This window comes from Sinimarinibacterium arenosum, from assembly GCF_005047655.1.
Lineage (GTDB): Bacteria > Pseudomonadota > Gammaproteobacteria > Nevskiales > Nevskiaceae > Solimonas.
Map to the genome: position 1 here is coordinate 303523 of NZ_SUKF01000005.1, position 25370 is coordinate 328892.

General features: G+C 61.5%; 26 protein-coding genes. 15 read left to right on the top strand and 11 right to left on the bottom strand.

The features are described 5' to 3' along the window. Positions 1-91: 91 nt before the first annotated feature. The 5 genes from E4T66_RS12375 to E4T66_RS12395 form a co-directional block, all read right to left on the bottom strand. The gene (locus E4T66_RS12375) at positions 92-955 is read right to left on the bottom strand and encodes a hypothetical protein (RefSeq protein WP_136849353.1); all 864 of its coding nucleotides are present in this window, start codon (positions 953-955) and stop codon (positions 92-94) included. 214 nt (positions 956-1169) lie between these two features. Continuing rightward, positions 1170-2591 (bottom strand): NAD(P)(+) transhydrogenase (Re/Si-specific) subunit beta, encoded by a 1422-nt coding sequence (locus E4T66_RS12380; RefSeq protein WP_136849354.1) that lies wholly within the window; start codon positions 2589-2591, stop codon positions 1170-1172. 10 nt (positions 2592-2601) lie between these two features. Further along, on the bottom strand, positions 2602-2913 hold the full coding sequence (locus E4T66_RS12385; RefSeq protein WP_136849355.1) for an NAD(P) transhydrogenase subunit alpha part 2: 312 nt from the start codon (positions 2911-2913) through the stop codon (positions 2602-2604). Between the two features lie 14 nt (positions 2914-2927). Continuing rightward, on the bottom strand, positions 2928-4055 hold the full coding sequence (locus E4T66_RS12390) for an NAD(P) transhydrogenase subunit alpha (RefSeq protein ID WP_136849356.1): 1128 nt from the start codon (positions 4053-4055) through the stop codon (positions 2928-2930). A gap of 181 nt (positions 4056-4236) precedes the next feature. After that, positions 4237-5118 (bottom strand): DUF6279 family lipoprotein, encoded by an 882-nt coding sequence (locus E4T66_RS12395; RefSeq protein WP_136849357.1) that lies wholly within the window; start codon positions 5116-5118, stop codon positions 4237-4239. A gap of 44 nt (positions 5119-5162) precedes the next feature. Between E4T66_RS12395 and E4T66_RS12400 the strand changes: the two genes are divergently transcribed. The 8 genes from E4T66_RS12400 to E4T66_RS12435 all read left to right on the top strand — a co-directional run bounded on the left by E4T66_RS12400 (position 5163) and on the right by E4T66_RS12435 (position 13077). Continuing rightward, positions 5163-7238, top strand: coding sequence for an adenosylcobalamin-dependent ribonucleoside-diphosphate reductase (locus E4T66_RS12400; RefSeq protein ID WP_136849358.1), 2076 nt, complete (start codon positions 5163-5165; stop codon positions 7236-7238). 20 nt (positions 7239-7258) lie between these two features. Further along, positions 7259-8023, top strand: a complete 765-nt coding sequence (locus E4T66_RS12405; RefSeq protein WP_136849359.1) for a ribonucleoside-diphosphate reductase — start codon at positions 7259-7261, stop codon at positions 8021-8023. A 417-nt stretch (positions 8024-8440) separates the two neighbouring features. After that, positions 8441-9121 carry a hypothetical protein gene (locus tag E4T66_RS12410; protein ID WP_211242892.1) on the top strand — a complete coding sequence of 227 codons (681 nt, stop codon included), beginning with the start codon at positions 8441-8443 and terminating at the stop codon, positions 9119-9121. Between the two features lie 25 nt (positions 9122-9146). After that, positions 9147-9974 (top strand): DUF6602 domain-containing protein, encoded by an 828-nt coding sequence (locus E4T66_RS12415; protein WP_136849361.1) that lies wholly within the window; start codon positions 9147-9149, stop codon positions 9972-9974. Between the two features lie 79 nt (positions 9975-10053). Further along, positions 10054-10965: an AbiTii domain-containing protein gene (locus E4T66_RS12420; protein ID WP_136849362.1), complete on the top strand. Its 912-nt coding sequence runs from the start codon at positions 10054-10056 to the stop codon at positions 10963-10965. 174 nt (positions 10966-11139) lie between these two features. Further along, positions 11140-11562, top strand: coding sequence for a DUF1801 domain-containing protein (locus tag E4T66_RS12425; RefSeq protein WP_136849363.1), 423 nt, complete (start codon positions 11140-11142; stop codon positions 11560-11562). A 175-nt stretch (positions 11563-11737) separates the two neighbouring features. Next, positions 11738-12028 (top strand): sll1863 family stress response protein, encoded by a 291-nt coding sequence (locus E4T66_RS12430; RefSeq protein ID WP_136849364.1) that lies wholly within the window; start codon positions 11738-11740, stop codon positions 12026-12028. A 119-nt stretch (positions 12029-12147) separates the two neighbouring features. Further along, positions 12148-13077 (top strand): MBL fold metallo-hydrolase, encoded by a 930-nt coding sequence (locus E4T66_RS12435; protein ID WP_136849365.1) that lies wholly within the window; start codon positions 12148-12150, stop codon positions 13075-13077. 165 nt (positions 13078-13242) lie between these two features. Here the strand turns inward: E4T66_RS12435 and E4T66_RS12440 are convergent, their stop codons facing one another. Both E4T66_RS12440 and E4T66_RS12445 read right to left on the bottom strand, forming a co-directional pair. Further along, entirely contained in the window at positions 13243-14022 is a 780-nt protein-coding gene (locus E4T66_RS12440; protein WP_136849366.1) for an SDR family oxidoreductase, read from the bottom strand. After that, on the bottom strand, positions 14019-14348 hold the full coding sequence (locus tag E4T66_RS12445) for a nuclear transport factor 2 family protein (protein WP_136849367.1): 330 nt from the start codon (positions 14346-14348) through the stop codon (positions 14019-14021). Before E4T66_RS12445 ends, E4T66_RS12440 begins: the two co-directional genes overlap by 4 nt. Before the next feature lie 94 nt (positions 14349-14442). Between E4T66_RS12445 and E4T66_RS12450 the strand changes: the two genes are divergently transcribed. From E4T66_RS12450 to E4T66_RS12465, 4 genes are all read left to right on the top strand, one after another. Continuing rightward, positions 14443-14820, top strand: coding sequence for a winged helix-turn-helix transcriptional regulator (locus tag E4T66_RS12450; RefSeq protein ID WP_136849368.1), 378 nt, complete (start codon positions 14443-14445; stop codon positions 14818-14820). A gap of 64 nt (positions 14821-14884) precedes the next feature. Next, entirely contained in the window at positions 14885-16054 is a 1170-nt protein-coding gene (locus E4T66_RS12455; protein WP_169577599.1) for an aromatic ring-hydroxylating oxygenase subunit alpha, read from the top strand. A gap of 97 nt (positions 16055-16151) precedes the next feature. Beyond that, on the top strand, positions 16152-16952 hold the full coding sequence (locus tag E4T66_RS12460) for a phytochelatin synthase family protein (RefSeq protein ID WP_169577600.1): 801 nt from the start codon (positions 16152-16154) through the stop codon (positions 16950-16952). Between the two features lie 133 nt (positions 16953-17085). Beyond that, a complete protein-coding gene (locus tag E4T66_RS12465) occupies positions 17086-17901 on the top strand; it encodes a GGDEF domain-containing protein (protein ID WP_136849371.1) in 816 nt (271 codons plus the stop codon). A 157-nt stretch (positions 17902-18058) separates the two neighbouring features. Here the strand turns inward: E4T66_RS12465 and E4T66_RS12470 are convergent, their stop codons facing one another. From E4T66_RS12470 to E4T66_RS12480, 3 genes are all read right to left on the bottom strand, one after another. Next, entirely contained in the window at positions 18059-19570 is a 1512-nt protein-coding gene (locus E4T66_RS12470; protein ID WP_136849372.1) for a M28 family peptidase, read from the bottom strand. After that, the gene (locus E4T66_RS12475; protein ID WP_136849373.1) at positions 19567-20859 is read right to left on the bottom strand and encodes a lipase family protein; all 1293 of its coding nucleotides are present in this window, start codon (positions 20857-20859) and stop codon (positions 19567-19569) included. Before E4T66_RS12475 ends, E4T66_RS12470 begins: the two co-directional genes overlap by 4 nt. Positions 20860-21010: 151 nt before the next feature. Continuing rightward, complete coding sequence (locus tag E4T66_RS12480; RefSeq protein ID WP_211242893.1) at positions 21011-22585, bottom strand: M28 family peptidase; 1575 nt, start codon at positions 22583-22585, stop codon at positions 21011-21013. A 155-nt stretch (positions 22586-22740) separates the two neighbouring features. Between E4T66_RS12480 and E4T66_RS12485 the strand changes: the two genes are divergently transcribed. Then, positions 22741-23565, top strand: a complete 825-nt coding sequence (locus E4T66_RS12485) for a helix-turn-helix domain-containing protein (RefSeq protein ID WP_169577601.1) — start codon at positions 22741-22743, stop codon at positions 23563-23565. 28 nt (positions 23566-23593) lie between these two features. On the opposite strand, the gene E4T66_RS12490 is transcribed toward E4T66_RS12485, so the two are convergent. Then, a complete protein-coding gene (locus E4T66_RS12490) occupies positions 23594-24409 on the bottom strand; it encodes a DUF2189 domain-containing protein (protein WP_136849376.1) in 816 nt (271 codons plus the stop codon). Positions 24410-24506: 97 nt separating this feature from the next. Between E4T66_RS12490 and E4T66_RS12495 the strand changes: the two genes are divergently transcribed. After that, a complete protein-coding gene (locus E4T66_RS12495; protein ID WP_136849377.1) occupies positions 24507-24710 on the top strand; it encodes a hypothetical protein in 204 nt (67 codons plus the stop codon). 72 nt (positions 24711-24782) lie between these two features. Then, a complete protein-coding gene (locus tag E4T66_RS12500; RefSeq protein WP_136849378.1) occupies positions 24783-25256 on the top strand; it encodes a GNAT family N-acetyltransferase in 474 nt (157 codons plus the stop codon). Positions 25257-25370 lie beyond the last annotated feature (114 nt).

Consider the following 25370-nt stretch of genomic DNA (forward strand, 5'->3'; position numbering starts at 1 on the left):
GACGGCGCGCACATCCGGCAAGCCCCGGCACCCAAAAAAGGCCCCGTTTCCGGGGCCTTTTCGGGGCTGGCTTTCGCTCATCTGCACGCCATCATGGAACCAGGCCCAGCAGCCGGTTCTCCAGACTCAGATCCAGATCGACATCGGTTTCTGCCGCCGAATGCTGGTTGTAGCCAATCGCGGCATAGGCAGCGCCGTTATGGAACACACTGCCGCTGCTCCGGATCGTCAGCCGATAGTTGCCATTGGCGATCGACAGCACCTCTTGCAGCGGAACGTCAATGAAGACGCCGCCTGACGCTTCCGTGGAAACCGTCCGAGTGAAGATCACTTCATCCGGATTGCCGACCACAGCGATCCGCTTCAGTTCGATCACGACGCTGGCGCTCGCTGGCTTGTAGGGCGGTGTGAAATAGGGATTGACCGGATCGGTTGCGCGTACACGCAAGTTGCCGGTGATGCGCACAACCGTCGGGCTCAGAACATTCAGCGTATTGAAATCGACAGCAATCAGTCCCGAATGGGTGTCACGGATCGTTCCGCTGTTGGGTCCGGCCACGTGACTCAGGCCCTGAACAGAGATCCCGGCGTGCGTCAGATACCCCAGACAATTGGTCTGCAGATCCTGGAACGCGGTGCTGTCCGATTCCACCAGCGTCGTGCCGTTGTAGACCGGTGGCTGGATGTCGCTGTGCGCCGCGATCAGCGTGCCGGGCTGATCGGTACGCACCTGGTCTTCTGCGGCGCAGACCCGGCCCGGCACTGGTTCGCCGTCGGGATAGCACAGATGCGAGGTCACGCCGGGCACAATGGCGTATTCCTCGGACGTTGCCGTCGCAACCTCGGCCGTCACCTGCGCCTTGCCGAGCTTGATCGTGGGTAGGGCTGCCGAAGCAGGTGCGGATGCGAGCGTCGCGGCAAGTACGGCGCCGCCTATCAAAGCAGATTTGAACATCACCATCTCCCCTGTCGTCGAGGCCGGCGGAATGCCGGCCCTGAGACACTAGAAAAGGGACGTCGCCAAGTCCTGACCACCGCCCGTCAGAGTTGTGACGATTTACGGCCGAACAGCAACAACGGTGCGCTGAGTCGCGGCGGCGGAGGTTTGCGCCGCATCCATGAAAAAAGGCCCCGTTTCCGGGGCCTTTTTGAAATCGCTGCAAAAAGACTCAGTGGCCGCCGCCGTCCAGCGACTTGACCGCCTGGATCATCGCCACCATGACCTTCTGGGCATCGCCGTAGACCATGTTGGTGTTGTCGCGGAAGAACAGCTCGTTCTCGACGCCCGAGTAGCCCTTGCCCTGGCCGCGCTTGACCACATAGACCTGCTTGGCCTGGTCGACGTTGAGAATCGGCATGCCGTAGATTGGCGAGGACTTGTTGGTGCGTGCCGCAGGGTTCACGGTGTCGTTGGCGCCGATGACGATGGCGACGTCGGCTTCCTTGAACTCGCCGTTGATGTCTTCCATGTCATAGATGATGTCGTACGGCACGCCAGCTTCGGCGAGCAACACGTTCATGTGACCGGGCATGCGGCCCGCGACCGGATGGATCGCGAACTTCACATCGACGTCATTGTCCTGCAGCAGCTTCACGAACTCATAGAGCTTGTGCTGCGCCTGCGCCACCGCCAGACCATAGCCCGGAGCAATGATGACCTTGGACGCATAGCGCATGTTGATGCCGGCATCGCCTGCATCGACCGGCCTCATGCTGCCCTGGATTTCACCCTGTTCTTCGTCGCCGGTGGCGCCAAAGTTGGAGAACAGCACGTTCGACACGCTGCGGTTCATCGCCTTGGCCATCAGCAGAGTCAGCAGCGTACCGGCCGAACCCACCACCATGCCCGCGATCATCAGCGCCGGGTTGTTCAGCACGTAGCCTTCGAAGCCCACGGCCAGACCGGTGAACGCGTTGTACAGCGAGATCACCACCGGCATGTCGGCGCCGCCGATCGGCATCGTCATCATCACGCCGTAGACCAGCGCCAGCGCAAAGAACAGGCCGAGCACCGGCATCGTCACGCCGCCGTGCAGATACACGGTGTAGGCGCCAATGCCGAGCAGCACGACCAGCAGGCTTCCGTTGATGGCCTGCAGGCCGGACAGACGCAGGGTCTTGTTGATGCGGCCGTCGAGCTTGGCCCACGCGATCAGCGAGCCGGACAGCGAGACCGAACCGATCAGACCGCCGAGCACCGCCAGCGACAGGCCGACGCTGCCGTGCGTCTTGTGACCGAACAGTTCGATCGCGGCGATCGCCGCCGCCGCGCCACCGCCCATGCCGTTGTAGAGCGCGACCATCTGCGGCATCGCGGTCATCGCGACCTTCTTGCCGCTCCACCAGGCCCAACCCAGGCCGAGCGTCAGCGCGACCGCGGCGAGGATGATGTTGGTCGTCAGATGCGGCTTGGCCGCCTCTTCCACGTCCAGCGTGTAGAGGAAGCTGGCGAGCACGGCAACGACCATGCCCCAGCCGGCGACGACGATGCCGGAGCGCGCCGTCACTGGCGACGACATGCGCTTCAGACCGTAGATGAACAGAAACGCCGCGGCGAAGTAAGCCGCGTCAATGATCAGTGCTGCATTCATGACGTTCCCCTTAGCCCTTCTTCTTGTCGGAAGGCTTGAACATTTCAAGCATGCGTTCGGTCACGACGTAGCCACCGGCCGCGTTGCCCGCGCCCAGCAGCACACCGAAGAAGCCGATCGCCTGCTGCAAGGTGCTCGATGCGTTGAGCAGCGCCCACAGCGCGCCGACCACGACGATGCCGTGCACGAAGTTGGAGCCGGACATCAGCGGCGTGTGCAGAATCGACGGCACGCGGCCGATGATCTCGAAGCCGGTGAACGCGGCCAGCATGAAGATGTACAGGGCCACGAAGCCCGTCAGTACCGTGGTTGCGTATTCCATGGAACGTTATCCCCTTAAGCTTCCACGGCCTTCTGGGCCGCTTCGTTCTTGATCTCGCCGGCGTGCGTCAGGCAGGCCTTGGCGAGCACCTCGTCTTCCCAGTTCAGTACAAACTTCTTCTCGGCGTCGAACATCAGCTCGATCAGGTTGTACTGGTTCTTGGCGTACAGCTCGGACGCATGCTCGGCCAGCATCGACGGCACGTTCAGCGGCGCGACGATGGTGACCTGGCCGACCTGGATGGTCTTGCCCGGCTCGGTGTACTCGCAGTTGCCGCCGCCTTCCGCAGCGAGGTCCACGATCACCGCACCGTTCTTCATGCCGTCGACCTGTGCCTTGCTGATCAGCTTCGGCGACGGACGGCCCGGAATCGCGGCGGTGGTGATGATCAGATCCGCCTGCTGGATGTGCTTGGTCACAACCGCGGCGATCTTGTCCTTTTCTTCCTGCGTCAGCTCACGCGCATAACCGCCTTCGCCACGCGCATCGACACCGGTGTCGACGAACTTGGCGCCCAGCGACTCGGCCTGTTCCTTGGTTTCCGGACGCACGTCGTAGCCTTCGGTCATCGCGCCGAGACGGCGAGCCGTCGCCAGCGCCTGCAGACCGGCCACGCCCAGACCCATCACCAGGCACTTGGCCGGACGGATCGAGCCCACGGCGGTGGTCATCATCGGCAGGATGCGCGCGAGGTTGGTCGAACCCAGCAGCGCCGCGTAGTAACCCGACAGCGCGGCCTGCGACGACAGCGCGTCCATCGCCTGCGCACGGGTGATGCGCGGCACCAGCTCCATCGCGAAGCAGGTGATCTTCTTGTCACGCAGCAGCTTGACCAGCTCGATCTCGCGATGCGCATAAACAAAGGTCAGCAGTACCGCGCCGTCCTTCATCGCATCGACGACGTCGGCCGCCGGCGGCTGCACCGAGACGACGATATCGGCATCCGATACCAGCCCCTGGGGGTTGGCCGCGAAAGTGACATTCTTGAATGCACTGTCAGGAATACGGCTTGCGGCACCGGCGTCGGTCTGCATGTGAATCTCGCAGCCCAGTTTCACCAGCTTGTCAGCTACCGCAGGTACCATCGCCACCCGCTTTTCATTCGGGCGGGTTTCCTTGAGCACGGCAATCTTGACCGGCATGAACGGCTCCCCTCTGAAATCGCTTTTGAAGTCCCAACCAACCGCATCCGGCCTCGCTGCAGCAGGCCTTACGGACGCAAACGGGGTGCAAGTCTAGCGGATGATCTGGGGAATAACACCCAAATTTGGACGATCCGGGCGATAGCCCCAGTTTATCGTCCAACTCAATCGGATCAGGCGCTTACCGCGGCTCCACCGCCAGCGCGGCAAATGCGTCGGCGAGGTCGCGCAGCCGTCGCTGGGCGTGTTCCCGCTGTTTCGGACTCAGGGAGGGCAACAGGCGCTCGAACAGGTTCAGCCACTGGACCTGATTTTCAGCAAAGATCGCCTGCTGATCGGGTGTCCACAGACTGGAGCCCTCCGTCAGCAACGTCGTCATTTCAGGACAGAACGCCGGCGTCTGGCGCTGCTGCAAGGTCTCGCCCAGCGCCTCACGCCAGCTGCGGCGGTAGGCCACCCAGGCCGGCGCCACTGACGGCCGCGCCCGGTTCCACTCCGCGATCACCCCTCGCTGCGCGTCGTCCAGCGAGCCAAACCAGCGCCGCAACGCCTTGTCCAGCTCGCGTTCGGTGTCGTGCAGCACCTCGTCGGGCGGCGGCTCGATCTGCTCACGCACCAGCTCGGCGATGTCCTCGTCCGCCTCCGCCAGCAGCTCGTCGACCTGATCCGCACTGAGCCCCGGCCCCAGCGCGCAGGCCAGCGGCACCAGATGCGCCATGATCCGGTCCCAGGCCTCGCCGTAGTGCTCCGCAGTCCGGCCCAGCGCCTCCCGGCTCAGCGGTTGATCCAGCGCATCCGCCATGCCGCGCAGCTCGGCCACCCAGCGCGGCAGCTCCTCGCGGCGGTGCCAGCCCCAGAAGGTCTGGAACTGCGCATCAAACTGCGCCTTCTGCGCATCCGTCATCGAAACGTACTTGCCCGCCTCCCAGCGCGCGATGAAGTCCAGCCGGTTGTACACCAGGGAGGTCGTGCTGCAGGCGCTCAGCAGCCCGCAAAGCAGCAGCAGAGAGGCTCCGCGCCAGCGACTAAATCCGACAATGATCAAGGTCAGCTTTGCGCGCATTCCGGGCGTATGATCATGCGACGGTTCTTGCCGCCGGAAGGATTATGAAACAGCCGACTCCGCTCCGCGATCTTCCTCCGCTGCCGCTGCAGCAAGCCTCAGAGCTGATCGCCCTGAGCAAGTACTTTCTCCCCGGCGAGGATCTCGACAGCATGCGTCGACGCCTCGCGCAGGCGCTCGCCCGCTGCGAAGCCGACCCGGGCGCATGGGAGGAACGCTTCTATCACACGCTGCACTACGCCTTTCCGGCCGGCCGCATTATGGCCAACGCCGGCGCGGAGTCGTTCAAGCCGAATGTGTCGACGATCAACTGCACGGTATCGCGCACGATCGAAGACTCCATGGCCGGGATCATGGGCGCCGCCTCCGAGGCCGCACTGACGCTCAAGGCCGGCTGCGGCATCGGTTATGACTTCTCGACGCTGCGCCCGCGCGGCGCGCAGGTCTCCGGCGCCGGCGCCACCACCAGCGGGCCGCTGCCGTTCATGGACGTGTTCGACGCTGTGTGCAAGACCGTCTCCAGTGCCGGCGGGCGTCGCGGCGCACAGATGGGCTGTCTGGAGATCGGCCATCCCGACATCGAGGCCTTCATCCTGGCCAAGCGCCAAGACGGCCGCCTGCGCGCGTTCAACCTGTCCTGCCTGATCACCGACGATTTCATGCAGGCCGTGCGCAACGACGCCGAATGGTCGCTGGTGTTCCCCGCGTTCCCGGATGAGATGGAGTCGTCGCAGCTGGTCTGGCGCCGCTGGCCGCTGCATGACACCGACTACACCGTCAACGAACGCGGGCAGACCGCGTGCCGCGTGTATCGCACCGTCCGCGCACGCGACCTGTGGGATCTGATCATGCACTCGACCTACGAGTTCTCCGATCCCGGCTTCCTGCTGGTCGACGAGATGAACCGCATGAACCCGCTGTGGTTCACCGAACACATCCGCGCGAGCAATCCCTGCGGCGAGCAACCCCTGCCCCCGTACGGCGCCTGCCTGCTCGGCTCGGTCAACCTCGCCTCGCTGGTGAAGAATCCATTCACCCCGCAGGCGCAGTTCGACTTCGAAGCCTACGGTGAAGTCGTGCGCACTTTCGCGCGCATGCTCGACAACGTGGTCGAGATCAACGGCCTGCCGCTGCCGCAGCAGCGTGAAGAGATCATGCGCAAGCGCCGTCACGGCATGGGCTATCTGGGCCTGGGCTCGGCGATGACGATGCTCGGCCTGCGCTACGGCTCACCCGAGTCCGTCGCCTTCACCGACAAAGTCACCCAGCGCCTTGCGGTCGAGAACTGGCGTGCGGGTCTGGAGCTGGCCAAGGAAAAAGGCCCGGCACCCATCCTCACTGAAGAGTTCGAGATCACCCCCGCGCTGCTCGCACTGCGCCCTGAGCTGGCGCATGACGGCTATGCCGTCGGCGACCGCGTGCCGGGGCGCGTGCTGCACGCGCGCTACTCGCGTCATCTGCAACGCATTGCCGAAGTGGAACCGCAGCTGGTTGCCGAGCTGGCCGAAGTCGGCGCGCGCTTCACGCACGCCACCTCGATCGCGCCCACCGGCACCATGGCCGCGTCAGTCGGCAACAACGCCTCCAACGGCATCGAGCCGAGCTTCGCGCATTCCTACATCCGCAACATGATCGTGCCCGGCGAGAAGGCCAAGCGCGCGATCCGCATGGACTCGTACGAGCTGCTGGCGTACCGGCAGTGGGCCGATGCAAACGTCGACCCGGACAACCTGCCCGACGCCTTCCGCGGTACCGCGGCCGGCACCGACCCGCGCGAACACATCGACGTGCAGGCCGCTGCCCAGCGCTGGATCGACTCCTCGATCTCAAAGACCATCAACGTGCCGTCCGACATCGCGTTCGAGGACTTCAAGGACATCTATCTGTACGCGGTCGACAACGGACTCAAGGGCTGCACCACTTTCCGCTTCAATCCGGAAGTGCATCAGGGCGTACTCGTATCCGAAGCCGATCTCGCCAACACCGTCTATGAGTTCCAGCTCGCCGACGGCTCGCGCGTGCAGGTGCCCGGCAACGCCCAGATCGAATACGACGGCGGCACCTACACCGCCGCCAATCTGTACGACGCGCTCAAGGAAGGCTTTTACGGCCGGCTCTAAGCCCGCGCCCGGAGACACGCATGTCCGAATCCAAGAAGATCACCAGACTCGACAAACGCATCGTCGGCTGGAATGTGCTGCGCGACGGCCACGCCGCCAACAGCGAACCCGAGATCAACCCGCTGACCGTGCGCATCGACCGGCGCGAAGAAGGCAGCTGGGAATCCACCACCACCAAGATCAACCTGACCTCGGCCGGTGGGCGCAAGACGATCTACTTCGTCATCGGCTTCGGCGTCGTCTGCGGGCGCATGAACGGCAAGTCCGTCTGCATCGAGCGACCGCTGGAGTTCTTCATCCCAGCGGGGCAGACCTCCGCCGAACACCAGTGGGTGTCCGCCACCATGCGCACACTGTCACTCGCCGCACGCGGTGGCTTCCTGATCAAGGCACTGGCGGACCTGCGCAAGGTGTCCTGGGATCGCGGCCCGGTCTGGTACGGCAAGACCAAGTCCGGCAAAGGCATGGTGCACGACTCCGAAGTCGCCGCCATCGCCTGGGCCATCCAGCAGGAACTGCACAAGCGCGGCTTCCTCACCGAGCGCGGCAACGAGCGCCCGGTCGAAGCACTGGCCGAACACTACGAACGCACCCGCGGCTACCGCGACCGAATTCCCGTCGACAACCCGCATGTCGAATCACGCCCCAGCGAACCTGCAACGGTCGATGACGAAAACACCCTCGCCATCGTCGGCGTCTGCCCCGACCCGGACTGCCGCGGCGAGATGATCATGAAAGACGGCTGCCCAACCTGCCTGGATTGCGGCTACTCCAAATGTGGTTGACACACCCTGGATTGATTGCGGAACGTCCCAAATTGGGCTCGACGACCTCCCTCACGCGAGGGGGGGACGATGACGCACTTTCCAAGCGTGATTCCATGTGGCCCCTTCTTAATTTTTTATCCAACATGGGCTTACTGATGTGAATCTGACTTTGCCACCAGGTTATGCGTCATTTTTGTCGTTGAATTGGCGTTGGGCATCAGAAGCGAGACGTTTGGCATGACACTGGTAGCAGCTTGGGTTAGGCGTCACCAAACGACCTCAGAGCTATATGTCGCCAGTGACTCTAGGCTCAATGGCGGACGAGCCTGGGACATCGGAACCAAAGTGCTTGATCTCGGCCGAGGTGACTCGGTTATTGCTTTCGCAGGCCATACCGCTGACGCGTATCCGTTGATGCTGCAGCTGCAGTCAGCCGTGAAGATGCACCCGAAGATTGCATCCAGAGCATACGATCTAGCCCATCTTAAAGGACACGTTCTCCGCATCTTCAACGCAATGTGGAAAAGCATTTCCGCGCTTCCACGCGGCCAGGACATCCCCGATCCTGCTGAAGCGCGTTTTGTTCTTGCTGGGTATTCGTGGCGCTATGAGTCCTTCAAAATATGGACCATCTATTTTCATAAAGAGACGAATGAGTTCAAATTTAGAGAAGCGTCCTCGCATCGGAAGAAAGGCGGCGGCAACAAGTACTTCGCATTCATAGGAGATGACGCCAATCTGGCCAATGAGCGCGTTTATGAACTTCTCAGAGAAAGAAATCGAATCAAAAGCGCAGGCCTACAGATGGAGCCGTTTGAAGTGCTTACTGAGTTCATACGGGACGAGGCCAAGCCGTACATTGGTGGGGCTCCACAGGTGTACAAGATATACAAGCACCTAAACACCCTTCCTTACAACGTGTACTGGCCATCTCGGGCAGCGAGGACAATGTCATTTGGCGGTCGGCAATTACTTCCATACGAGAGGAATAAGTTCTTGGCGTTCGATCCAGATAGCTTTGAAGTTAGCGAACCAGAATGGCCAGAGGTCGCCGAGGCTGATGCCCAACCAGGAGCTCGAGCCGACGGTCTCGCCTTCGGCGAGCCCGCGGCTTAGCCCGGACGTTATGCGTCTATGAAACATGAATGACGTATTCAAGCTTCTTGAGCTGGAATCTAGAGAAATCGCGCACTTCTTTGAGAAGGCGTCTCTAGAGGGTAAAGGAACACCCCAGGAGGTCTCCGACCGGCGAGAAATCGCCGTAACGAAGTTCCTCAGAAAGTTTTTCCCTTTTCCTTATCAGGTCGCAAAAGGAAACGTCGTTGATAGCTTTGGCGCACGGAGTGCGTCGATAGATTGCTTACTCCTGAATCCATCTCACCCCCATACCATTGGAGACGACAGCAAGTACTCCATGATTTTTGCAGACGGCGTCGACGCCGCGATCGAGGTCAAGCCGCACTTGAATTCAGACGTAGAAATTTCCCGAGGATTGAAGCAAATCCAATCACTCAAAAAACTAAAGCGTGTCCGCACTGGCGTAATCGACGCATCGATATCTGCAGAAGAACGCGAGGCTTTCAAGCGGATACCGTCATTCATTTTCGCAGTAGACACCTACAAAGATATACGTTTACTCGTCGAGAAAATCGTAACGCACTACGAGCAAAACAAAGTTCCGTCACACGAGCAGTTTGATTTTATTGTGGTTGACCGCCAGATCGTTTTGTTCAACTCGCGCAAGAACTCGTATTTTCAGGTCAATTCTGGAACCGAAGGCATATGCTTCGTGGAAACAGAAGCCAACACGCTCGCCGTCTTCCTATACTGGCTAAATCGTCTGCCACAATCTCAGCTTCGAATGTCGTCTTCTGTCCTTGAGCACTATATTCCATGGAAAGTCGATTCAATGAAAACATTTCATGATCTAAACAAGCGTCTCTCAAGCATTTCGCTAACGGACGCATAACCAGAGCTTCTAGCCGACATCCTCGCCTTCGGCGAGTTCGCGGCTGAAGCTGAGCGTTAGGCTCTTTGGGAGCGATTTGATGAAGCTTCTAGATGAAATCGTGGACCTCCTGAGCGATCAGAGCGCCAGCCTTAGCGCAGCGCTGCTGAAGACTAAGATCCTGCTGCACAAGCTGGGGCACAAGGAGCTCGTCGAATGGGTGAACCATGAGCTCAACGGATATCCTGAGGACCAGGAGCTTCCGCCATATCGACTTCTACCGGCACAGGTGCTCGCCAATCTCGCAAACATGGCGTATCAGGTTAACGCCCACCCAATCCCACTGCTTCATCTAGAGGAGGGCTACAGGAACAGGCTCCAGAGGGCGGAAATGCGTCAGTCGCTAGCTGTCCTGGAGACATTCTCGAGCAGTAAGGGCGGGCATCTTGAAAGCGCCATCCCTATGGAAGCCAACCACATGCTCGGAGAGTCGCTGTCAAACGGGTTCATGATTCAAAGAGCGTGGTCGCAGATAAGTAAGGCTGATGTCGTTCAGATTCTCATCCAAGTCAGGTCTCGCCTTCTGGATTTTGTCCTTGAGCTACGTGAAAAGGTTGGAGATGATGCTGAGACGCTAACGGAGCAGAAGAAAGAGGCATTAGACGCTCCTGGCTTATTCAACAACGCCATTTTCGGGCACAACACGACAATCGTCGTCGGCAGTCATAACGTCCAGAATGTTCAAGGCCAGAACGCATCCGGCGACATTCTTGGTCTTGCCAAGGAACTCAAGCGCTGGAATGTTCCAGAAACTGATATTTCTGATCTTAAGACTGCCATCGACGAGGATAGAGGAACGCCTGACAATACCGAGAAAAGACTAGGTCCGCGCGTTCGAGGGTGGATGACCAAGATGCTTGCTAAGGCCGTAGACACGTCGTGGCAGGTCGAACTTGGCGTTGCCAGCAATGTGCTCTCAACAGCCCTGATGAAATTCTATGGCTGGCCATAAAGCGCCTAACAACAGCTTCAAGGCGACGTGAGCAGTTGACCCGATAAAGTAGAGCCTGTGGCCTAACTGAAAATGAGGGGTCGATGGCGAAAGCAGTGCGATATTAGGGGACAGACCACGGTTGATCCGCGGAATGACTATGTGGAGCAAGCCTCGCGACCATGAACATTTGATATGAGGCCACTCTTTCGCCTGACTGGCGCAATCAAGCATCACCGGGCGGTGGGCCGCTGGCTCGACAGCCACCCCGGCCCGCTCGGCGCAATCGCACGTCGCTGGCTTGACGTCATGCGCCGCTGCGGCGATGAGGTCTCGGAGGTTTTGCATGACGGCCAGCCCACGGCGTGCGTTGACGATGCCGCGTTTGCGTACGTCGCGGTCTTCACGTCGCACGTCAATGTCGGCTTTTTTCAGGGGGCTGAGCTGCCGGACCCGGACGGACTGCTTGAAGGCAGCGGAAAGTTCATGCGTCACGTCAAGCTCAGGCCAGCGGCAGCTGTCCATGATGCAGCACTGTCTGCGTTGATCCGTGCCGCGTATGCCGACGTAAAGGTGCGTCTTGCGGCGGAGAACGTCATCCGCGACGCCCACATCTGACAGCATGCTGAATTGTCGGGTACTTCGGCATTCAGCATCAGCGGGATCACCACAACCCACCGCATCGAGCGTTCGAGCGCGTTGGTATACGGCCACCACATCATCGCCATGGCAATGAAGCTGCGCTTCGGACAACGACGGGCGCATACTGAAGACAGCCAACCGGAGACGGCTCATGAACGACAAGGAACTGTATCAGCAGAAGAAGCAGGCTCAGCTGGACGAGTGGAAAGCGGAACTGGATAGACTCAAGGCCAAGGCTTCCGGCGCCAGTGCCGATGCACAGCTGGCCTTGAACAGGCAGATCGATGCACTCCAAGGCAAGATTGACCATGGCAAGACCAAGCTTGCTGAAATGAAACATGCCAGCGAAGAAGCCTGGGAGTCGATCAAGGAAGGCGTGGAATCCGCCTGGGATTCGATGAAGTCCGCGTTCAGTGACGCGGCGGACAAATTCAAGAAGTAATTTCAGAACCCGAGCCCAGTGCGAGCGCACAGCCCAGGGCGAAGAGGGTCGCTGGGCGTTTCAGAGTCCCCCACCGTATAGTCACTTTCCGACAGGTACGCTCCGGCGCGGACATCACCATGCAAGCTCTGCTTTTCGCTGCTGCCATTGCAATCTCAATTCCAGCCATGGCGTCCCCGGACCTGGCGGAAAAGGTCTGGATACACGGCAGCGAAGAGTGCGCGCTCAACCGCGATCCGCCGATCGACATATTCAAGTTCGATCCGGACACCACCATCCTGCGTCAGAACAAGTGCGTGAACTTCGAGGCACCGTTCATCTATGTGCTGTTCGGAACGCAGACTGCCTTGGTCCTGGATACCGGCGCGACCCGCGATGCCAAAAGCTTTCCGCTCTACGACACGGTGCAGACGCTGATCGCCGAGCGCGTTTCGGGCACGCAAAGCCAGAATCTGCAGATTACCGTGATTCACTCTCACGGCCACCGGGATCACAAAGCGGCGGACGCGCAATTTCAGGGGAAGCCCGGCGTGACGCTGGTGAAGCCGACCGACAAAGCGGTACGCCAATACTTCGGATTTTCAGATTGGCCTTCTGGCCTCGCGCACATTGACCTGGGCGGCCGCACGTTGGAGGCCCTGCCCGTTCCCGGCCACCAAGGGCAGGACATTGCGCTCTACGATGAAAGAACCGGCTGGCTGCTGACCGGCGACACCGTGTACCCAGGTCGGGTCTATGTGAAGAAATGGAGCGAGTATCGGTCCAGCATCGCGCGGTTGGCCGCTTTCGCTGAGACACATCCCGTTTCGGCCGTGCTCGGCAGCCATATCGAGATGGCCAGCGATGGAACGCTATTCCCGCTCGGCGCAACCTATCAGCCGCAGGAAGCGAGCCTGCAGCTGCACGTCGATGACCTGTCGGCGTTGAACCAGGCGCTGCAACAGGCTGGAGACAAGCCGCAGGAAATCGTCACCGGCAAGGTCATTGTTACGCCGCTCAATGTCGTACAGAAGGTGATCGGCACGCTGCTCAAACCGTTCGGCGGATAAAGGCGATCTGCTTACACGCTGCCTCCCGCGGTTCTGTTGCCGTTTGACGGCATTGAAGCGCCCATGCCCCGCGTGGCCGCGTGAACCGTTGCCCCAACCCGCCCTGCGGCAATCACCGCGATCCACCCGGCACGCGTGCCTTTCCGCTGCACTGCAGATCACGCGCTATGCCACCGGGACCGTGCCGCCGTCGATGACGTATTCGGTTCCGGTGATCGTCGCCGCCAGCGGTGACGCAAGAAACGCGATCAGGTTGGCGATTTCAGCTGGCTTCGACGGTCGCCCGAGCGGAATGCCGCCGAGCGAATCCATGATGATCTGCTTGCCTCCCTCGTAGTCCGTGCCGGCTTTCTCGGCCAGTCTCTGCGCCAAAGCGACGGAGGCATCGGTCTCGATCCAACCCGGCGATACCCGCACGACGCGCACGCCCTTGGGGGTGACTTCCTTGGACAGGCTCTTGCTGTAGGTGGACAACGCTGCCTTTGCCGCCGCATAGGCGGTCGTGGATTCCGGCAGCGGAAGGCGATCCTGAATCGACGTGACGTGGATGATGACGCCGGCGCCTTGCGCAATCATGCCGGGCAGCAGGGCGCGGTCCAGGCGCACCGCGGGAAACAGATTGCGCTGCAGCTCCTGATGCCACTCGGCATCGCCCAGCACTGCAAATCCCCCGGCCGGTGACGATGAGCCGCCCAGAACGTGAACGATCACGTCAACGCCGCCAAGCCGCCCGGCAACTGCCTTCGCGACGCTCGCACACCCTTCCGGCGTTGTCAGGTCCGCTGCGACGAAGCATTCATCCGGCAGGTGCTCCGGTGGTCGCCGCGCCGTTGCGAGCACACGCGCGCCGAGCTGACGAAACAGACTGACGACAGCGTGGCCGACCCCCTGTGTTCCCGCCGTCACCAGCACCCGACACCCGGACAGTCCCAGATCGAAGTTCATCCTCCGATCTCCAGTGCATCGATGCGATCCCCTCGCATGCGGAAGACATGCGTGAGCTCGACCGGGCTTCCGGGAAAATCACCGGACACCCTGGCCAGCACCATCAAGGTCGAATCCCGCTGCGTCACGTCGATCGGCTCCACGGTATAGGCGAACTTGCGCTGCGCCTCCCGCAGCCACGCGTCAATCGCCTCAGGCCCCCTGTGCGTCTGGCCCTCGTCCCGTACCGTTGCCGACTCGGTGAAGCACTGGTCCAGACCGGAGGCATGCTTGCCGTTGCAGATGTCCAGATACCGGGCAACTGCGGTGGGGAGTTTGTTCGACATACCGTGGGTTCTCGCAGGGTCGTTTGTGATGCGGACATCGTCGTTTCATACTCTCGCCTCATCAAGAACGCACTGAAAAGTAAGCGGCTCACCCATGCGTAAGGCCCACACCCCGGAGACAGCAGCCAGCGACGCAGAGGCTGCGCTGAAACTGCTCGACGGGCGCTGGAAACTGTTGATCCTGTTCCATCTGTTCGACGGCAAGGTCCAGCGGTACTCGGACCTTGAGAAACTCATTGCGGGCATTTCGCAAAAGATGCTGGCCCAGCAACTACGTCAGCTGGAAGCCGACGGCATCGTCGCGAGAAAGGTCTACCCGGAAGTGCCGCCCAAGGTGGAATATCGACTGACCGAGTGGGGGCAGGCCCTGTGTCCCGCGCTGGATGCACTGCTGCACTGGAGCGAGCAGAAGGACCGCACTGGAAGCACCGGCACGCACGAAGCACCTGCCCCGGAAATACAGAACAGCTAGGTCATCCCCCCAGCCCCGCCCTGCCGACCGCGATCAATACACCGCTGAATTCCGAGGAGACGGCATGCACCGCGATACCGAACTGCAGCTCACCGCATCCTGTGTCGAACTGGTGAAGGCAAACCGGCCGCTGTCGGGCAATGATGAAGTGCTGATTCCGGTCGACGAGTACACCGATGCGGACCGCTTCATGCGGGAGCAGCGCGATCTTCTGGGGCGCACCCTGATCGTAGCGGCCCATGCCAGCCAGCTCGCGGCACCTGGAGACTTTCTGACGCTGGACCTGATGGATACGCCGGTGTTGCTGACACGCGACAGTGACGGCAAAGCCCGCGCGTTTCTGAATGTCTGCCGGCATCGCGGTGCGACGGTGGAACTGCGCCCTCAGGGTAATACGAAGCGATTTGTCTGCCCGTATCACGCGTGGACCTACGACACGCGCGGGACTCTTGTTACGGCGCGTCACGCGGAGGGCTTTCCCAGCCTGGAGCGGGAGTCCACGCAGTTGCGCGAGCTGGCGTGTCGGGAGCGCGGCGGCTTCATCTGGGTCTGTCCGCGTGCCGATACTGCGGAAGCGGCGCTGACTGCGTTCCAGTCGACCGCAGCCGATGCATTCTTCACCGAGCTGGAAGGCCTGGGCATCGGCGACTACACGATCTTCGACAGCGAACACCGCATTTGGAATGCGAACTGGAAAATCCTGGTCGACGGCGGGCTGGAGTCGTATCACTTCCGCGTCGCGCACCGGAATACGGTGGCGCCATTCTTCGCGGACACGATCACGCCCTATGCATTCTTCGGCGATCACATCCGCACCGTGCTGCCGCGCGCAGGCATCGTGGATTACGCACAGCGCCCACGCAGCGAATGGTCAATCCGCGAATGCACACACCTGCTGTACTCGCTGTTCCCGAATGCGTCCGTGCTGGTGCAGGAAGGACACGCCGACCTGATCCGCATGATGCCGCTCGCAATCGATCGCACCTTGGTCGACATCATCACGCTGGTGCCCTCCCCCGGTGCGGCAGGCTTTTCCGAGAAAGCGCGGAACTACTGGTCGGCGAACCACGCATTCACGAAGAAGACGCTTCACGAGGACTTCGAGATTGCCGAGCAGATCCAGCGCGGCGTCAACACCGGCGCCAATACGCACTTCCGCTTTGCGCGCTTTGAAGGTGCGTTGAGCCAATGGCATTCGATCGTGGACGCGAAGCTGGAAGCCGGCAACACCTAGCTTGAATAATTGCGCCGGCTCAAGGGCTGTTGTGCAGCCCAGAGGGTGGGCTCCGATGATCGTGCTACGGTGTGCAACACATTGGGAGAAACGATCGATGTCATTCCGCGCGCGTTGGGTCTGTATGCCTTTGCTGGCCGCCGCATTTCTCGCGCCGGCGATGGCTCGCGACGAAGCACCTGCGATCCAGTCCAACGCACTGATCGCCTTTGCGTCCGACGAAGGCTTTGCGCGCCTCACCCGCGCTTCCGGCCATGCGGATTTCTCCGCACTGGCCAATCAGTTTGAAGCGCAGTCGAATCGGGGCTTTTGCGGACCGACCACCGCGACCATCGTGCTCAATGCGGTCCACGCAGGCAGCACCGACGCGCCGCGCGACAGCAGCCGGCTGCGACCGGAAGATCTCAAATATGCGCCGAAGGGATTCGACCTGACGGTGCCGCGATTCACTCAGGAAAACGTCTTCGACAAAGCCGGAAAGACCCGCGCCCAGGTCTTCGGCGAACCGGTCACGATCAATGGCAAGCCGACAAGCGACTATGGCTTCCAGCTGCGGCAGATCGACGAACTGCTCCGCGCCAACGGCCTGCCCACGAAGCTCGTTGTTGTTGATGACGACAAGCCGGAAGCCGACATCCGCGCTGACCTCGTCGCCAACCTGCAGCACGCCGGCGACTTTGTGATCGTCAACTATCAACGCAAGGCGATCGGACAACCGGGCGGCGCACACATCTCTCCGCTGGGCGCCTACGACGCGGAATCCGACTCCGTGCTGGTTCTCGACGTGAACCCCAGCGCGGCAGGCTGGGTCTGGGTGCCGATGCCCGTGATGATCAAGGGCATGCGCACGTTCGACACCATCGAGAATCGCGGCTACATCCAGGTTCAGGGGCATTAGTCGCAGCCCGACCGTGATCCCGTTCGGAATAGTGTTGAATCGTATCTGTCTCGCTCGACGCACAACTCGCCCTGATCGGCCCCTTTGAGTCGCATACCTGCATCTACTTCAATCCGAAGCAGCGAGGAAATCTATGTTCAATTGGCTTGCCTATGGATTGGTGCTTTCAGGGGTTGCTCTGCTGACCGGAGCATTGGTTCCTGTTCAGAAGCTGATCGCACAGGTTCCGCACGGCGTATTGCGCAGGCGCTGGACCGCCATGTTCGTGTTGGTCAGCCTGTTTATCTTCGGCTATCTCGGGTATGCCGTTGCGTTCTTGTCAGAGAGCGCGGGCTGGAACGACCTGATGGTTCCAGCAATTTTCTTCTTTGGTGCGGTCTTTGTCTGGCTCAGCACGTCCAACGCGCACCAGACCATCATGGATATGCGCCGCGTGGCGTTGCTGGAGCAGCAGACCATTACCGATCCGCTGATCGGCATCTATAACCGTCGCTATCTGGATCGCAGACTCGATGAGGAATTTCAGCGGGCTAGGCGCTATGCCGCTCCGCTGTCAGTCCTGATGCTGGACATCGATCATTTCAAGCACGTGAATGACACGCACGGCCATCAGGCAGGTGATTTGGTCCTGCACCATTTGGGAAGGCTGATCCTGGAGGCCATTCGCACTTCGGACATTGCCGCACGCTTTGGCGGTGAGGAGTTCGCGGTCATTGCGCCAAGTACGTCCGCAGCAAATGCAGTGGAACTTGCGGAGCGAATACGCAAATTCGTGGCAACGCATCCTCTTTCCGTCGTCGGCGAAAAGCAGCTCGAAATCCGCGTGACCATCAGCATCGGCGTTGCGCAGATCGAGCCAACGGATGTGGATGGAAACGCTCTGCTGTGCCGCGCGGACGCAGCGCTGTATCGCGCCAAGCAGAATGGGCGAAACCGCGTAGAGTCCTGATTCCCGTCTCGATGCCCCGCCCGCCACGACATCATTGACCGGCAATTCGCCTCTATAAGGACGGGTACAGGGTCAAGTCATGAGTCGGACTCCAATCCACAGTGCCACTCAATTTCGAACAACGTCAGCGGTGATCATGCCTTCGATCTGCACCGACTCACAGCGGCGATCGAATCTGCTGGCGGCTCATGCCGATGATGTCGGTCAGAAAATCGCGATGGGCTCGAACCGCGCGTGACAGCTGTTCCGGCGGAATTCGGTCCGGCGTATCTTCCACGGTGTGATAGTGCGGCGTCGCCATGGTCAGGTTCACGCTGGGCACATCGAGCGCACCCATCGATCCTTCCAGATCCCGGTTGGCGTTGACCTCGGGCACGGTCGGCAACGGCACGGCCAGCAGACCATATTGCAGCAGGTACGGCAGAAACGTGCGCTGCAGCGCCGGGTGCTTGGTGGTGAACAGCGCGCGCTCTTCATCGCCGGGACGTTCGATCATCAGACCCAGCATGTCGATGATGCCGGCGCCGGAAATGTGTTCTTCGCCATAAGCGGCCAGATGGTCGAGATTCACGAACAGATCAAGGTTCGGTACCAGGTCCTGATTCTTCGACAACCAGTTGGCGATGCCACCGTAGGGAAATCCGGTGTCATGCCCGGTGACGCCGACGAAGATCATGTCGCGCGGGCGTTGCTCGATTGGCAATGACCCGAAGTGTTCGGCCAGTCCGATCAGACCGGCGACGCCAGTGGCATTGTCCAACGCACCGGTGAACCAGGCATCGTAGTGCGCACAGATCAGGAGGGTGCCGTCGAGCTCACCCGACCCCGGCAGAAAGCCGACGACATCGCGCGTGGTGCCATCAACGTGTTGCGCGTTCAGCCGCCAGGTCGCCGTGCCGCCGTTGCGCGCCGCAGCGCGCATCTCTGCGATATCGCGCGCACCCATCTGAAACGCGGGGATCGGATTGTCGTCGAGATAGTTCTGACTGGAACTGGTGGGCCGGATCAGATTGTCCGGCGCATCCGAGGTCACGAACATGGCCGCCGCGCCCAGCTCGGCAGCGCGCTGATAGGTATCCGGGTAAGTCGCGAACACGTTCAACAACGCTTTGCCGGTGACGACAACCGCTTTGCCCTGAAGATCTTGCGCGAGCAGTTCAACTTCGGTGCCGAACCCAACGTCGACCAGCTCAGCCGTGCCCTGCCCGGCGTGCGTGGACCACATCGGGAAACTGTTGACGGCGCGCATGCCGCTGCCATCGGTCAGGAACGTTTCCCAGTCGATCAACTCCCATTTGCGGAAGCCGTAGGGTTCGATCTGCGTCTGCAGTCCGGCGTTGCTCAGACGCTGGGCCAGCCATTCGCCAGCGCGACGTTCTTCCGGATAGCCCGCCCAGCGCGGCTGGAACGCGCACAGCTCCTTGACCCAGCCGAACAGGCGCTCCGGCGCCATCGGATCGGCCTTGCCCACTGCGACACCGCTGTCGATCATCGCCGCCGGCTCGCTGCCGCCGCAGGCGATGATGAATGACGGCAGGGCCAGCGCACCTGTCGCCATCGCGGCGCGCCCGAGAAAGGCGCGACGACTGACCAGCGGGGCACTGCGACCCTCGAACAGCTCAAGGACGTTGTCTTTTTGTGGGGCGGCCACGAGGCGAGGTGCGCTCATTCCGAAAATCTCTCCATGATCCAGTCTGCAATTGAGGGCGCGGCCATATCCGCTGTCGGCGAATGTCCCGCGGGCCAGCGCGCATACGTCACATCGTTGCCGCGATCGCGATAGTCCTGGACCAGCTGCTCGGTGAACGGCAGCAGCGCGACCAGATCGAGCGTGCCGGCGTCGATGCGGATCGGAACGTCACGCCTCATCGGCAGCAGACGAATATCGTCTTCTTCCAGTCGACGCTTCATCTCTGCGACACCTTCGTCACCGCGTGGACCCTGCACGGCATCCGGACTCATGCCGCCCCAGGAATCGGGGCCGCTCAAGTCTTCCAGGCACAGGCGTTCGAGATCGGGCCACAGCTCAACCGCGCGCGGAGACAATCCACCTTCTTCCAGCATGAGCTTTTCGAAGGTCGGATCGATGCTCGCGATGCCCTTGAGCACCAGTCCCGCAAGTGCCACCACGCCGTTGATGCCATTGGCAGTGACCGGCAAGGGTTCGACCAATGTCACCAGCTTTTCGAGTTGCGTCACCGGCGTAATCGCAGCGACACCGATCAGATGCAGACCGCGTGCGTCCGGATGCTCGCTGCTGGCGGTGTTGAGCGCCGCAACGCCGCCTTCGGAATGCCCGACGACGACCCAGCGATCGCCGATCTGCGGCCAATGACCGGCCACCGCGGACGCCATGTCCCGCATCGCCTGGGCCAGCGAGTCCCCGCGCAGATACGGATGCGGCCCAGCCTCGCCCAAGCCTTCGTAGTCCGGCCGTGCGACCACAACGCCGCGACTGAGCAGCTGCCGTGCAACTTCGTCACCCTGCTGCATGCGCCGCAGCTCAGTCGAATCCGGCGTGCCATGCGTCGGGGCACAGTCGTCCGCGGCGCCCGTGGTCATGTGCCCGTAGACCACCAGGGGCCACTGCCCCTCGGCAAACATCTCGGTCTCGGGAATCAGCACCAGTCCGGAGGCCAGCGCCGGCTCACCCTGCACGTTCACCGTGGTATAGCGCACGAACAGGGCGCTTCCGGCGCCTTCAAGCTGACTGGTTTCTCCAGCCGGGCCGACCTCGACGATCGTTCCGGCGGGACGCGATCGCCATGCCGTGTCCAGTGCCGACGACTGTCCACCGGCTGTCAGCTGCGCATCGTCACCGGGCGCACACGCGCCGAGCAGCAGCGCCACGACGAGCACCGACACCTTCGTTCGGGATGTGAAGAACGACACACCGCTGCGCGGACGCACACCGGCCCGTGCCGCCGGCCTGGCCGTGATGGCTTGAAAGGAAAACATTCTCGTGCCCTTGAGTTCTGTGAATGGGGCGACTCTCGCTCAGCCTGCATGGTGGCGCATGCCACTGCGGCAGATTTGTATGAGATGCCTTTCATGCCGCATCCGAGCGCGCCGCGACGAAACCGGTTTCAGTCCGCAATCCAGCGCCGGCTCATAACCCCAGCTCCGGTCCGAGCGCAGGGATCGGCAGACCAATCAGCGCCGAAGGCGTCGCATCGATGGCCTCAATGATTTCCGCGAAGGCTTCAGCCACTGGCACCAGCTGGGCACGGTCAACTTTGTCCAAGGTATCGGCCGCGTCGTAGAGGTAATTCGGTCCGGCGATGAAGCTCGCCGTCGGCACGCCGTTGAGACAGACGAAGGATGCATCCGTGGGCACGCCCGCCGTCGCGCACAGTGCATGTGCGGACAACAGCACCGTGCGACGCAGATCGTGCTTGACGATGGCGTTGATCATCGCGGTCTTCAGGCCCAGGCCGAAGGTGTTCATGATCGCGCGCAGTTCCGGCTGATCGGTGATCACCAGTTCGCCGTTGTCCCCTTTCAGGCCCTGCTTCGCGATGTGCTCGAGCGTGACATTAGCAACGATGTTGTAGGGCGTTTCCTTTTTGACGATGTACTTTTCGGTAAACGCCTGGTGCCCCTGATAGCCGGTGAAGTGCGTATCGAAGGTTGCGAACATCAGCGTCTTCTCACGCGATTCGGGCGGCTTCGACGCAAAGTACTGCGCCTGTGCCAGCACCGACGCGGTGCCGCTGCCATCCTCGACCGCACCGTAGAACACCGAGTCGTGATGCGACTGCACCATGATCGTGTCCTTGCTCAGACCTTCCAGAAAGCCGACGACGGAGCGTGATTCGACAGCCTCCCGACTCCCCTCCATCACCATCGTCGCCGTCGCACTGCCGCCGTTGTCGGCGATCAGCTGCTTGATGCGCTCGCCTTCGGACGGTGACACCCAGAACCCGGGAATCGTCACACTCGTGCGGCGATAGAACTCGTTGTAGTACTTGTTGGACTCGAAGTAATCCGCGAGCACGCCGATGAACCCGGCAGCGCCAGCGTCCATGGCCGCATTCAGCACATCCGAATACGTGGTCAGGTAGGGATTGGCAATCAGCAGCGACGGCTCGACCACAGTCAGGCCCGGATCCCAGAAAAACTCGATCAGCGGCGTCAGCCCTGCCGACGGCAGGATGAACTTCAGATCGAACAGCACGATCTTGCCCTTGACGTCCTTCAGCGCCATCTCGAGCGGCGTCCCGAGGCCAACGTTCACCACCTCGGTCTGCAATCCTCCCGGCCCGGTGCTGAACACCGAGGGTTCGTCGGGGGTGACGAAGGAGAAGGCCGAGGGAAACGCATCCACGGGCTGTCCCGCGATCTCGACACTGCCCCGGGTTGCCTCCCACTTCCAGGAGGTCGCGACTTCGTAGTGAACGTCGGTCAGGCCCAGGCTTTCGAACTGACACTTGACGTAGGCCGCGGCGGCATAGCCCTCCGGCGTGCCGGTACGGCGATAGCCGATGCCGACGAGATCCTCGATCCACGAAAAGATCCGCGCCTCGCTCGGCATGCCCTGATGCGACGGATCTGTAGTCGGACTGCAAGCCTTGCCGGCACCGCCGTTGCCCGAACCCGGCTGCGTATCGACTGGCTGCCCGCTGCCACAGCCCACCATCAGGGCGCTCGCTGCGAGCGCCGCCCAAACCGTTTTCAAGTCCACCGCTTCTCCCCCGCATATGGGAATCTTGTGCGCTGCAGCACCGATTCCTGTGATCTGGTCGGCGCAAATTTATGGGACTCCTGCGGCGCGGGTTTGTATCATCTGCCTGTCATATGACGGTGGCACCGCACACGCAGCCGACCCCCATCACGCCCATGTCCACCCGCAAGAACGACGCCGAGGAACACCCCGCACCGCAGGGCGTCACGATCTATTACTGGCCGTGCAGCCTGGTGCTGCTCGCACGTTCGCTGCTGCTGGACCGGCCAACCGGCCCCCTGTCGGCAACGCTGCGCATCGCCTGTGCGAAGCCCTATTTCATCGAGGTGAACGGACAGCAATTACAGACGCGCGCGTCGCTGGTCGCGCCCAAGGCCGAGCGCAAGCGCATCTTCGCGGTCGACAGTGAAGTGGCGCTGTTCTACCTGCCGCTGGACATGCCCGAATATGCCGGTGTGCGCGCGGTGCTGGGCGACGCGTCGCTGGTGGAATTGCCGATCGAGATTTTCGAGCCGTTCATTCCGCGCCTGCAGCGCGCGATGCGGGAAGTGGTGTCGCCGCAGGAGATCAAGGATATCGTCGCGCAGGTCGTCGCTGCGATGACGCGCTACGCACCCGCGACCCGCACCGCCCCGGCGCAACAGGACGAGCGCGTGCTGAAAGCCTGCAGGGTGCTCGATGAGATGCCGCTGCGCGATGTCAGCCTCGAAGCTGTTGCTCGCCAGGTTCATCTGTCGTCGTCGCGTCTGCGCGATCTGTTCAAACAACAGACCGGCTTCACCATCGGAGACTACGCACGCTGGCGTGCCGTCTGGCGTGCGGCGCTGCTGTGGCAGCGGGGCCTGACGATCACGCGGGTTGCCGAGGAAGCCGGCTTTCACGATCTGGCGCATGCCGACCGCGCATTCAATCAGGTGTTCGGCATGAACCCGTCGTCAGTCATCGATCCCAAGTTCGTCACGCTCGTGAGCTGCGAGTAGGCCGGCGCCACGCCCGCAGCGCGAAACATCACGCTTCGTCCACCCGCGGCCAGCGCGAGGAATCGATGGTCTGCCGATACGCATGCCAGGTCGCGTGCCCGAGCAGCGGCAGCAACACGATGAAGCCGAGATAACCGGTCAGCATGCCGAGCAGCACGCACCCGACAATCACTCCCGCCCAGACCACCATCGCCGGCTTGTTGCGCAACACCGCGTTGACGCTGGTCACAACGGCGGTCACGGTGTCGACCTTGCGGCACATCAGCATCGGCAGTGAGAACGCACTGACGGCAAACACGATGGCGCAGAACAAGGCGCCGACACTGCTGCCGATGCCCAGAAACCAGAGCATGTCCTTCAGCGCCGGCTTGCCGGTTTCCGGAAAGAACACGTGAATGATGGTCGCGGCGCGTGCCCAGACCAGAAACACCACAGTCAGGATCACGGCAAAGACCATCGCATTGCCGATCTGCCGTTTGGCGTCGATCAGACTCTGGCGCACGCTGACGTCCCGTCCACGCTCCACCTGCATGCTGATCGAATACAGCGTCAGCGCCAGCCATGGCCCCATGAATACGAAGCCAGTAATCAGGCCCAGATACAGACCCAGTTCGCCCCAGGACCACGTCATTGCGGTGATGCCGACACTCAGCACGAACATGATCACGCCGAAAGTGAGACTTTGCCGCGGCGCTGCGCGCAGATCGCGCCATCCGAGCTTGATCCAGCCAAACGCGGCGTTGAGCGGAAGCTGGCGACAGGGCGCCACAAACGGCAGCGGCTCGTCGCTCTGCGCTGTCGAATCGCCTGTCCGCTGCTGCGGTTCTGGTGACGATAGTGTCATGGCGTCTCCTCACGCCTGGTTTGTGCTGTTATGCGATATCGTCCGGGCCGCCGTCAATGCGTAACCCCATGCCGCCCGTACCGCTGGAGCCTGTGTAATGAGCGTTGCGTCGATGCTGTGGAGCGTGCTGTTCGGATCGATCGGGTTCGGCTATTTCCTGTACGGCAAGAAGCAGGCTGCGATGGTTCCGCTGGTGTGCGGCCTGCTGTTGATGGTGTTTCCGTTCGGCGTGTCGAACCCCTACTGGATGGTCGCCGTTGGCGCTACCTTGATGGCGATTCCGTACTTCTATCGATCTTGATGCGATCGCTTCAGGTCATTCCACGCACCATGCGTGTACAAAATTTGCAGCAGTCCAGTCCATATTTCAGCCATGAACCTTCGCCGCTATAAAAACGATGACCTTGAAGCGGTCGCGCAGCTGTATACCGAATCGATCCACACGAATGCAGCGTCACACTACGACGTCGCGCAACGCGGAGCCTGGGCCCCGCGCCCACCCGATCTGGACATCTGGCGTCGGCGCATGGCGACATTGCAGATGCTGCTCGCCGAGGAAGACGGACGGCTTTGCGGCATGCTCGGTTATGAAGACAATGGCCACATCGACCTGCTGTTCACGGCGCCGGGGTGTGCCCGTCGCGGGGTCGCATCGGCGCTCTATTGCGCTGCGGAGTCGGCCTTGGCGGCGCAAGGGCTTAATGAATTGTTTACCGAAGCCAGCCTGGTCGCCCATCCGTTCTTCCTGCGCCAGGGCTTTGAAGTTGTAGAGGCGCAGCGAATCAACTGTCGTGGGGTTGTCTTGCCGCGATTTGCGATGCGTAAGCGGCTTGCCCCATGCCCCTGACGTCCTTGGGCCTCCCCGACACCACTCAGCACTCCGGGGCGCGCCGCTGGACGGCGCATGCCGCTCAACTGAAGGAAGTGCGCCTTACTATTTTGGACATGCCGGCTGCTCAGC